Source organism: Mesorhizobium sp., assembly GCF_024509055.1.
Taxonomy (GTDB): Bacteria; Pseudomonadota; Alphaproteobacteria; order Rhizobiales; family Rhizobiaceae; genus Mesorhizobium.
In genome coordinates, this window is sequence record NZ_JANINM010000510.1 from 1 (window position 1) to 10,613 (window position 10,613).

The 10,613-nt window shown below is 66.1% G+C and carries 11 protein-coding genes; 8 read left to right on the top strand and 3 right to left on the bottom strand.

The window, feature by feature from the left end:
- Positions 1-457: AMP-binding protein (locus Q0L57_RS30050; RefSeq protein WP_296746719.1), on the bottom strand; the 457-nt coding region annotated here is incomplete at its 3' end.
- A gap of 674 nt (positions 458-1,131) precedes the next feature.
- Between Q0L57_RS30050 and Q0L57_RS30055 the strand changes: the two genes are divergently transcribed.
- The 3 genes from Q0L57_RS30055 to Q0L57_RS30065 are packed head-to-tail and all read left to right on the top strand — an operon-like array spanning position 1,132 to position 2,833.
- Positions 1,132-1,419: a PqqD family protein gene (locus Q0L57_RS30055; RefSeq protein WP_296746720.1), complete on the top strand. Its 288-nt coding sequence runs from the start codon at positions 1,132-1,134 to the stop codon at positions 1,417-1,419.
- Positions 1,419-1,850: a lasso peptide biosynthesis B2 protein gene (locus Q0L57_RS30060; RefSeq protein WP_296746721.1), complete on the top strand. Its 432-nt coding sequence runs from the start codon at positions 1,419-1,421 to the stop codon at positions 1,848-1,850. Before Q0L57_RS30055 ends, Q0L57_RS30060 begins: the two co-directional genes overlap by 1 nt.
- Positions 1,847-2,833, top strand: coding sequence for a serine kinase (locus tag Q0L57_RS30065; protein WP_296746722.1), 987 nt, complete (start codon positions 1,847-1,849; stop codon positions 2,831-2,833). The genes Q0L57_RS30060 and Q0L57_RS30065 overlap by 4 nt, the downstream gene beginning before the upstream one ends.
- Positions 2,834-2,877: 44 nt before the next feature.
- Here Q0L57_RS30065 and Q0L57_RS30070 read toward each other — a convergent pair whose 3' ends face one another.
- Together Q0L57_RS30070 and Q0L57_RS30075 are read right to left on the bottom strand one after the other, a co-directional pair.
- A complete protein-coding gene (locus Q0L57_RS30070; RefSeq protein WP_296746723.1) occupies positions 2,878-3,903 on the bottom strand; it encodes a nucleotidyltransferase family protein in 1,026 nt (341 codons plus the stop codon).
- Between the two features lie 98 nt (positions 3,904-4,001).
- The gene (locus tag Q0L57_RS30075; protein WP_296746724.1) at positions 4,002-4,697 is read right to left on the bottom strand and encodes a PIG-L deacetylase family protein; all 696 of its coding nucleotides are present in this window, start codon (positions 4,695-4,697) and stop codon (positions 4,002-4,004) included.
- A gap of 22 nt (positions 4,698-4,719) precedes the next feature.
- Between Q0L57_RS30075 and Q0L57_RS30080 the strand changes: the two genes are divergently transcribed.
- From Q0L57_RS30080 to Q0L57_RS30100, 5 genes are all read left to right on the top strand, one after another.
- The gene (locus tag Q0L57_RS30080) at positions 4,720-5,610 is read left to right on the top strand and encodes a DMT family transporter (RefSeq protein ID WP_296746725.1); all 891 of its coding nucleotides are present in this window, start codon (positions 4,720-4,722) and stop codon (positions 5,608-5,610) included.
- A 55-nt stretch (positions 5,611-5,665) separates the two neighbouring features.
- Positions 5,666-8,128, top strand: coding sequence for an ATP-dependent helicase HrpB (gene hrpB, locus Q0L57_RS30085; protein ID WP_296746726.1), 2,463 nt, complete (start codon positions 5,666-5,668; stop codon positions 8,126-8,128).
- A gap of 53 nt (positions 8,129-8,181) precedes the next feature.
- Positions 8,182-9,513 (top strand): ActS/PrrB/RegB family redox-sensitive histidine kinase, encoded by a 1,332-nt coding sequence (locus Q0L57_RS30090; RefSeq protein WP_296746727.1) that lies wholly within the window; start codon positions 8,182-8,184, stop codon positions 9,511-9,513.
- Positions 9,514-9,713: 200 nt separating this feature from the next.
- Positions 9,714-10,277 (top strand): ActR/PrrA/RegA family redox response regulator transcription factor, encoded by a 564-nt coding sequence (locus tag Q0L57_RS30095; RefSeq protein ID WP_296746728.1) that lies wholly within the window; start codon positions 9,714-9,716, stop codon positions 10,275-10,277.
- Between the two features lie 95 nt (positions 10,278-10,372).
- Positions 10,373-10,613, top strand: a 241-nt coding sequence (locus Q0L57_RS30100) for a Na+/H+ antiporter NhaA (protein WP_296746729.1), incomplete at its 3' end; no start/stop codon positions are given.

Here is a 10,613-nt window from a genome sequence, read left to right on the forward strand (position 1 = left end):
GGGTGGCGAGCTCGTGCGAGGCGAAGCCGCCGAACACCACCGAATGCACGGCGCCGATGCGGGCGCAGGCAAGCATGGCGATAGCCGCTTCCGCCACCATGGGCATGTAGATGATGACGCGATCGCCCTTGCCGATGCCGCGGTTCTTGAGCACGGATGCCAGCGCAACGATTTCGCGTTTCAGCTCGGCATAGGTGAATTTCCGCACCGTTCCGGCGATCGCGCTGTCGTGGATCAGCGCCAGCTGGTCGGCGCGCCCACCCGCCACGTGACGGTCGATGGCGTTGAAGCAGGTGTTGCAGGTGGCGCCCGTGAACCAGCGGCCATAGACGCCGGCGGCCGGATCGAAGACCTTCTCGTAAGGCGAATACCAGTCGATGGCCTTGGCGGCTTCCGCCCAGAACCCTATGGGGTCGCGTTTCCAACCCTCATAGACTTCATGGTAGCGTGACGCCATCGGACTTCCTCCCCAGGAACGGCTTGCATGTCTGCATAGCCTACGCCGGGTTGCCGGACCATGTCTTCCTGCAATTTGGTCGACGTCGGCGGCAAATCCTTCCGGGCGACGCTTCCATTTGAAGCGCCGTTTCTGTTGTCCGTGATGTAAGTCGGCTTAGAGCGGCAGCGCCGCCAGCATCAAACCAACGCCGCCAGCAATCAATATGGCGGCGGCCAATGCCTTCCGATGGCGCTCGAACGCCGTCGGAGCCCGTTCCCAATTGTAACGCATGCCCTCTACCTCCCCAAAACCCCGTCGGCTTTTTAGCTTACCCAAGGGCAGGAAGGCAACCGCTCGTCCCACCCGATTTCGTGAGCTTGAAGTTTCGGGAGCTCGATGCCACTTCGGGTTGTGGATGACTTGCAAGGATTTGCCATGAAGAAAGATTAAGAAAAACCGATACTTAGCAGGAGTCGGAAGCTGTTGGCCGTGGCGGCGTCACCATCGAACTCGCAAGCCAGCGCGTAGCCCGGCAGCATCTGCGCGCGAGGCCGATTCCCTTGCCGAGATGGCGTTCCCCGCCGGTGCTCCTGTCCACAACCATACGTCGATGTGATCGAGGTTTGCGGCCCGATCGATGGACAGTGCGATGACACCGCGCTAATTGCGCTTCTACACGGGGGAACGGGCGCATGGTCGAAATCGCCTCTGAAACGGTTCTGCGGCTGGCGGACGACGCTTCGGTGCAGCATGTGGGCGATGGCGCCGTCGTGCTTCTGGCGCGCAGCGGTCAGCTCTACACCTGCAACGACACCACCGAAGCCTTTCTCGACAAGGTCGACGGCGCGCGCAGCCTCGATCAGATCGTCGGCCTGCTGTCGGACGAATTCGACGTCGACAGGGAGACGCTCGACCAGGACATGGCGGAGCTCGCCGCCGAGCTGGTGTCGGAAGGCATCCTTGCCGACCCGGGCGTGTGATGGCGGACGGACCGTTCCTGCGCGCGCTGTTTCGCATCCATCTGTGGCTCAGCGCCCGCCTGATGCCGGTCCTCATCGGCCAGCGCGACTTTGAAACGACCCTTAAATGGGCGCCGCTCAACTCTCCCACTCCCTACCGCGGCCTGCCGTCGGCCTATATCGTCGCACGCGTCAATCGCACGGTCCGGCATCCGTGGCTGATGCGTGACCGCAGGTGCCTCAGGGAGGGGTTGCTCGGTTTCCGCTTCCTGCGCATGGCCGGCTTCGATCCCGAATTGCGCTTCGGCGTCGATGCGAAATCGATGCATGCGCCGCGCCTGTCGGCGCATTGCTGGGTCTGCCTGGACGGCAGGCCGGTGGTCAGCGACAGCCAGCCGGGCATGGTGGAGATCTATCGCCACCACGCCGACACCGGGGCGCGTGCCGCTTGACCAAATCCACGGCGCCGATCTGCTATGATCTCAACGGCTGGATACTCGGCATCGATGCGACGCGCGAGGAACTCTGGCGGGATTTCGACGCCATGCTCGGCAGCTTGCGCACTGCGGTTGCCGCAAAGCCCGGTTTCCGGATCGACATCGCCGAGACGCATTCACTCGACGAGGCTCCGGCTGGTTCGCTGGCCTTCGACGGCGAGGTGCTGCTGGACGGCCATTGTCGCCTGATCGATGCCGGCCCGGTGGTTCATCTGATCTTTCCCGGTCGCCAGACCGCGTCTATCCATGCCAGCGAGGGTTGGGCCGAAATCCGCGTCCTGCCACATGCGAAGATGCTCTGGACGCTGGAGATGCTGGTGCTCGACGCCGCGCTCGATGCCGGCGACCAGCATATGCTGCACACAGCCGGCCTGACGCTGCCGGATCGCCAAGACCTGGTCCTGATCCATGCGCCGAGCGGCACCGGCAAGTCCACGACGTCGCTGGCGCTCGCTTCGCAAGGCTTCGGCCTGTGCTCGGACGACGCCATGATCGTCACCACCGCTGAACCGGCGCCCGACGCCTGGGGCCTGCCGCGCGCGGCGAAGATTCATCAGAACACCGCGGCGATGCTGCCATTCGTGTCGCCTTGTCTTGGCGACATATGGGACGTCAATGGCGAGCAGGCGGTGCCGCTGGAGCGGCTGAGGGAAATCATCCGCGTCGAGGATACCCGCGCGCGGCCGGTCGCGGCGTTGCTTCATCTTGCGCGCTCGGCGAACAGCGAAACAAGGCTGGTGCCGATGGCCCGCACCGATGCCATGGTGGCGCTTGCCACCGACAATGTCAGGACCGGCATGACCGGCCTGCTGCCGCTGCAGAAACGGCGCATGGCGACGATCGCTACGCTGGTCAAAACGGTCCCGACTTTCACGCTCGAGGTCGGTTCGAGCCCGGCCGATGCGGCGGCGCTGATCCGCGCCGCGTTGCCCGGATAACCAATCCAGGACAGTTCTGCGCTCAGAATTACGCCGAGCCGCCTTCAGGGCTGATAGGGTCTCGCCTTGGCCAGCCTCTGCACCCAGCGGAAGGCGTCGCGGCTGATGCGCGATCGGATCTTTTCCCTGGAGTTGACGCGAAGCAGCATGTCGCCGGTGATCAGCCGCTTGGCCAGCCGTATCGACAGGTCGGGCTTGATGCGATCGGCGAGTTCGATCGCGCGCGGCATTTCGAAAAGGCGGCCGGTGACATTGAGGACCGTGGCCAGCTCAAGCTCGATGCCCGTCATGCGCGCGGCTTCAAGCAGGCGCGTTTCAGCCTGAGGGGTCTGCAGCGCGCGGACGCCTTGCAGAACGTCGACGCAAAGCTGCAGCCGGTGGAATTTGTGGCCGCCCGCCGCGTGCACGATGGCGATGGTGAGGAGAGCCGCCGGCGTGTCGGTCTCGCCGGCGTCGATCGCCTGCAATTCACGGAAGCCGAGCGACAGCCGCCGCCGCATGCCGGAATCATGCACCAGATTGCCGTGCAGCTCGATCATCAGGCTGGAATTCTCCTTTTCAAGCCATTTGAATTCCAGCAGCTCATGCGACTGTGCCTCGCCGCTGGCGAGCTCGAATCCGAAATCCGCGATGACCGCGTTGGCCGCCGCGATGCTGGCGGGCTCGACCAGAATGTCGATATCGGTGAATGGCCGGTCGGCGACATGGCGGTAGAGCTTGCGCGCGAACACGGGGCCTTTGACGATCCGGGCCGGAATGCCCTTGGCCGCCAGCACCTTCATGATGCGATCGCCGTGATATTGCAGCAGCATCGACTGCCCGGTCGCAAGCGTTGCCTGGTCTCGCAGCTCGGAAAGCCGCTGCCGCAAGGCGGCATCCGCGGGGAGATGGTTGTCGCCGCGTTCCCTCAGCTTGCGCAGCATGATCGGCAGGGCGCCGTGGAATTCGGCATTGGCCAGCAGCGCTGTCAGGCTCGCTGCCGAAAGGCCTCCACCCCGGTCGACCGGGAGCTCGGGGTCGGCGAAGCCGAGCAGTAATTTTTCTTCGGCAGGCGATAATGGTGGCAGCATCGACCGGGCTACGGCGCAGATTGAAGTCCTCGGGGTATCGCAGAAAAGCGTGGCCTAGGCCAGACTCGGCCTGGTCGACGCCCAGGGGATCCGCTCAATCAAATCTTGCCTGGCGTGACCGGGCTTGCCGTCACCGGCCGGATCGGCGGCGCCGGCGGCAGCAGGGCGCGGATGTCGGCGAAGGGGAAGGTCGGCTCGAAACGGAAGGCTTCGGCCAGCGCGCCCGGGGCGCCGTTGCATTGGCCGGCGCGAAACTCGTTCTGGATGCGCGCCCTGTTCACATAGTGCTCAGGACCTTGCGAGCGGTGCGCGCGGATGGCTTGCGCCTTGATGTCCCAATGGGCTGACATTTCGACATAGTGCGTCGGCGAAAAGCCGGTGCCGCCCAGCGTGTCGGCCTGCAGGACCGGCACCGCGAAGGACGCCGCGATACGCACGCCGTCCGACAGCGCGCGATGGTCGCCATGGTAGTCGTTCGGCGCGTGCGTGATTACGAGATCAGGCTTCACCTCGCCGATCAGAGCTTTCAGCGCAGCGATCAGCGTGACGTCCGCGACCAGCGCTCCATCAGGGAAGTCAAGGAAGCGCGGCGTGACACCAAGCAGCTGGGCCGCGTGGGTCGCTTCTTCCCGTCGGGCTCCGGCAAGCGCCGCCGGGTCGCCAGTGCCGCCCCTGGCACCGTCAGTGGCTATGGCAAAAGTCAACTCTGCGCCTTGCGCGGCATAGGCCGCCATCGTACCGAACATGAATATCTCGATGTCGTCGGGATGTGCCCCCAGCGCCAGTACCCTCACTCTGTCCTCCCGGAAACGACTCGTGCCTAACGGAATCCTGCTCGCCCTGCTTGCCTACGCAAATTATTCGTTCAGCGACGCCGTCATCAAGAGCTTGGGCGGGCAGTTCACCGTCTTCGAGATAGGCTTCTTCATCACTCTGTTTGCTGGCTGCTTCCTGTTTTTCACGCGTCCGAAGGAGGAACGCTGGCGCGATTTCTGGCGCACCAAGCGGCCCTGGGCCGTACAGGCCCGCGCTTGGGCCGGCATCGCCTCCGGCGTGCTGAGCGTCTACAGCTTCACCACCATTCCGCTGGCGGAAGTCTACGCCCTGGTCTTCCTGGCTCCTTTGCTGGTCACCATCCTTTCGACCGTCATCCTCAAGGAAAAGGTCGGTCCCTGGCGATGGCTGGCGGTCGTCGCGGGCTTCGCCGGCGTCATGCTGGTGGTGCGCCCAGGCTTTCGCGAATTGAACCTCGGCCATCTGGCCGCGCTCGCCAACGCATTCCTTGCTGCAACCATCGTCATCCTGATGCGCTCGCTCGCCCAGCAGGAGAAACGCACGACCATGCTGGGCACGCTGATCGGCTACGGCCTGCTGTTCAACGGGGTCGGCGCGGCCACGACGTCGTTTTCGCTTCCCAATCTCGGGCAGCTGGTCTGGCTGGTCCTGGGCGGCGCCTTCACCGCCGGCGGGCAATTGCTGCATCTTCTTGCGGCTAAATACGCGCCTGCCAACCGCATTGCGCCGACGCATTATTCGCAGATCGTCTGGGCGGTGATCCTCGGCGCGATGTTCTTCCAGGAATACCCGGATACGCTTTCCCTGGTCGGCCTTGCAGTCGTCGGCGCCTCGGGCCTGCTCACCATGGTGCGTGAGGAGGTGCGGCTGGGCACGGTGCGCTGGAACCCGTTCACGCGCGCCAGGCTTTGAGTTCACGGCCACCGGCCGGTTGCGCGTTCGGCATGCCCGCTGATATGCGGGCGCGATGAAGACAGGATCTTTGCCGGAGCTTCCGGTAACCGCGGTGCTCCCTGCGCTCGGCGAGGCGCTGGTCGAACGCAACAGCGCCGTGCTGGTCGCGCCGCCCGGCGCCGGCAAGACCACGCTGGTGCCGCTGGCGCTGCTCGACGCGCCATGGCTGGGGGAGGGCAGGATCGTGCTGCTCGAACCGCGCCGGCTGGCCGCCCGCGCCGCCGCCCGCCGCATGGCCGAGCTTCTTGGCGAGGAGCCCGGCGGAACCGTCGGCTATGCCATGCGCATGGAGAACCGCACCTCGGCCAGGACGAAGATCCTGGTCGTCACCGAAGGCGTGCTGTCGCGCATGATCCTCGACGACCCGGAGCTGCCGGGCGTCTCGGCCGTCATCTTCGACGAATTCCACGAGCGTTCGCTCGACGGCGATTTCGGTCTGACGCTGGCGCTCGACGTGCAGGGCGCGTTGCGGCCAGATTTGCGCCTGCTGGTCATGTCGGCAACGCTCGACGGCGCGCGCGTCGCCAGGCTTTTGTCCGGGGCGCCAGTCATCGAAAGCGAAGGCCGCGCCTTTCCGGTGGAGATCCGGTACGACGAGCGCCCGGCCGGGGTGGCGATCGAGGACGCCATGGCAAAGGCCATCCGTACGGCTCTGGCCACCGAGCAGGGCAGCGTGCTTGCCTTCCTGCCCGGGCAGCGCGAGATCGAGCGCACCGCCGAGCGGCTTGAGGGCAATGTCGGTGCCGACACCGACGTCGTTCCGCTCTATGGCCAGTTGGACAACAAGGCGCAGGACGCCGCGATCAGGCCGGCTCCGCCCGGCCGCCGCAAGGTGGTGCTGGCGACGTCGATCGCCGAGACTTCGATCACCATCGACGGCGTGCGCGTCGTCATCGATTCCGGCCTCTCGCGCCTGCCGCGCTACGAACCTGCGAGCGGCCTGACCAGGTTGGAAACGGTGCGCGTTAGCCGGGCCTCCGCCGACCAGCGCGCCGGCCGCGCGGGCCGCACCCAAGCCGGCGCAGCCGTCCGTCTGTGGCGCGCCGAGCAGACAGCATCGCTTCACGCCTTCACGCCGCCGGAAATCCTGGAAGCTGACCTTTCCGGTCTCGTGCTCGACTGCGCCGCCTTTGGCGTTGCCGATCCTTCCAAGCTTTCCTTCCTCGATCCGCCGCCGGTTCCTGCGCTCAGCGAGGCGAGGCTGCTGCTCAAGGCGCTCCATGCCATCGATGACGCGGGCCGGTTGACGGAAGCGGGCGCCGCGATGCGCAGGCTGGCGCTGCCGGTGCGGCTCGCCCATATGGTGGCCGAGGCGGCAAGGACCGGGCGGGCATTCGAGGCGGCCACGCTTGCCGTGCTGCTGACGGAGCGCGGGCTGGGCGGCGACAGCGCCGACCTCGAGCGGCGGCTGATGCGCTTTCGCGGCGAGAAATCACCGCGCGCCAATGCCGCCCGGCAGCTTGCCGAGCGCCTGGCGAAACAGGCTGGTGGGCAAAGGGGCGACCCGTCGACATCGGCCGGCGCGCTGTTGATCAACGCCTGGCCCGATCGTGTGGCAAGGGCCCGCGGCGAACGCGGCCGCTTCGTGCTTGCCAATGGCTCCGGCGCCATGGTCGACGCTGTCGATCCGCTGGCCGGCGAGACCTGGCTCGTCGTGGCCGACCTGCAGGGCAAGGCGCAGAATGCGCGCATCACCGCAGCCGCTTCCATCGACGAATCGGATATCCGCGCCGCGCTTGCCGATCGGATCGAGACGCGGCGCGAAGCAAGCTTCGATCGCGAGCGCCGCGCCGTGCGCGTGCGCGAGACCGCGCGTCTTGGCGCCATCACGCTTTCCGAGCGCATGTTGCCGGCGCCGTCGGGCGCCGACGCCGACCGGGCCATTCTGGACGCCCTGCGCGAGCACGGCCTGTCGCTGCTCGACTGGGGCAAGGAGGCCGAAACCCTGCGCCAACGGCTCGGTTGGCTCCATCGCGGTCTCGGCGCGCCCTGGCCCGATGTCTCGGACCAGGCGCTTCTCGATCGCCTTGACGACTGGCTGCTGCCGTTTCTCGCGGGCGACGCCTCCTTCGCTGCGATCAAGCCTGCCGCACTTTCGGCCGCTCTGATGTCGCTGGTCCCGCACGATTTGCAGCGAAAGGTCGACGCGCTGGCGCCGACCCATTTCGGCGCGCCGTCGGGCAGCCATGTGCCGATCCGCTATGACGGCGAATGGCCGGTGCTTTCGGTCCGCGTGCAGGAATTGTTCGGCCTCGACCGCCATCCGGCCATCGCCAATGGTACGGTGCCGCTGACCCTCGAGCTGTTGTCGCCGGCGCACCGTCCGATCCAGACGACGCGCGACCTGCCCGGCTTCTGGCGCGGCTCGTGGGCTGACGTGCGCACCGACATGCGCGGCCGCTACCCCAGGCATGTCTGGCCGGAGAACCCGCTGCTTGCCGCCGCCACCAGCCGCGCCAAGCCGCGCGGGACATGACGTTGAATTTTGGTCCTGGCGCTCTACCGATCCTGCTTTCCCGGCTATAAACCATGGCGATGATCAACATCCTGCGCGCGCCCGATTTCCAGCAGAGCCAGCGGCTCAGGCTCAACACGCTGATCCGCCTGCGCTGGCTCGCCATTGTCGGCCAGAGCGTAGCGGTTCTGGTTGTCGCCTATGGCCTCAGGTTTCCACTGCCGGTCTCGATGTGCTTCGCGCTCATCGCCTGCTCGGCCTGGATGAACCTGTGGCTCACCTTCCGATATCCGGCGGCGCACCGGCTGACGCCGCTCTCGGCCTTCGCCATCCTGACTTTCGACGGTTTGCAGCTCACCGGCCTGCTCTACATGACCGGTGGCTTGACCAATCCGTTCTCGGTGCTGCTCTCGGTGCCCGTCGTCATCTCGGCCGCGTCGCTGCCATTGCGCCTCACCGGGGTGCTGGGCGCGCTGGTCATGGTGGCGGCCACACTGTTGGTGTTCTTCCACCAGCCGCTGCCCTGGTATGACGGCTCGCCCCTGCCGATGCCGTTCATCTATGTCGCCGGCATGTGGATGGCTGTGTTCGCCTCGATCGCTTTCACCGCGATCTACGCCTTCCGCGTGGCAGCGGAAGCGCGCTTGCTTGCCAACGCTCTCGCCGCGACCGAGCTGGTGCTGCAACGCGAGCAGCATCTCTCGGCGCTGGATGGGCTCGCCGCGGCAGCCGCGCATGAGTTGGGCACGCCCTTGGCCACCATCACTGTCGTCGCCAAGGAGATGGAAAAGGCCCTCGGCGACGATCCGAAATTCGGCGAGGACGTGAAATTGCTTCGCTCACAGAGCGAACGTTGCCGCGAGATCCTGAAGCGGCTGACCAGCCTGTCCTCCGAAGGCGAGGCGCACATGTCGCGCCTGCCGCTGACTTCGCTGGTCGAGGAGGTCACGGCGCCGCATCGCGACTTCGGCATCTCCATCCGGCTGCGCCCCGGCGAGCGTGTCGGTCCGGAACCCGTCGGCCAGCGCAGCCCCGGCGTCATCTACGGTCTCGGCAACCTTGTCGAGAACGCCGTCGACTTTGCCCGCAAGACGGTGACCGTCAGCTGGAGCTGGGACGAGATCGACGTCACCTTCTCCATCACCGACGACGGGCCGGGCTTCCCGCCCGAGATCATCGACCGCATCGGCGAACCCTATATGTCGACGCGCCAGGGCAACGAAGCGGGCGGCGGCCTCGGCCTTGGGCTCTTCATCGCCAAGACCTTGCTGGAACGCTCCGGCGCCACGCTCGATTTTCGCAATTCGAGCGGTCTTGGCGAAGGCGCGGTCGTGCAGATCACCTGGCCGCGCGGCGTCTTCCTCAATCCCGAACAGACTTCCGGCACCATGTTCGACAATGCCTGAGCCTTGCGTTGGTCGCATGGCAGGTGTGTTGCCGGCTCTAAAAATTGGACAATGCCGGTGCACAATTGTATCTGCGTAAAAGTAAGGCATGTCGCCCAAAACCGTGCAGCGGCCGCGAGAGACCGACATGCCCGCAAACAGGACCTGAAGCGCGTTCGCCAATGGCGCGACGCGCTTCATGTCGATAGGGTGTTGATAAGATGAGCGGAGACGAAACCACTGGTCCGATGGTCGAAGGCGAGGACACCTCGCTGCTGATCGTCGACGACGACAAGCCGTTCCTGACCCGGCTGGCCCGGGCCATGGAAACCAGGGGCTTCGTGGTCGAGACGGCCGAGAGCGTCGAAGAGGCTGTCGGCAAGGCGCGCGCCCGTCCCCCGGCCTATGCCGTGGTCGACATGCGGCTGGGCGACGGCAACGGCCTCGATGTGGTCGCCGCGATCCGCGAGAAGCGCGACGACGCGCGCACCATCATCCTGACCGGCTATGGTAACATCGCCACCGCGGTGACGGCGGTGAAGCTCGGCGCCGTCGACTATCTGTCGAAGCCGGCCGACGCCGACGACGTGTTCGCGGCGCTGACCCGCACGTCGGGCGAGCGCGCCGCGCCGCCGGAAAACCCGATGTCGGCCGACCGCGTCCGCTGGGAGCATATCCAGCGCGTCTACGAAATGTGCGACCGCAACGTCTCCGAGACCGCGCGCCGGCTGAACATGCATCGCCGCACCTTGCAGCGGATCCTGGCCAAGCGCGCGCCGCGCTGACTCATATTCGACCGCGCGACTTGCCCTGCGCCTGAGGGTTGCGCATCATCGCAACGCAGGCATGCGCCTGCCGACACGTTCGACGAGGGGGCAGCATGCTGGACCAGAAGCCGCGATCGATACTCCGCGAATTCCTCGACGGCGAGGCGGCGGGCGGCATCATCCTGATGGCGGCCGCGGCCCTGGCGCTCATCGTCGCCAACTCGCCTCTCGCCGGGTCCTATTTCTCGGTCCTCCACGCCTATCTCGGTCCGCTCAGCGTCTCGCACTGGATCAATGATGGGCTGATGGCGGTGTTCTTCCTGCTGGTCGGCCTGGAGATCAAGCGCGAGATGC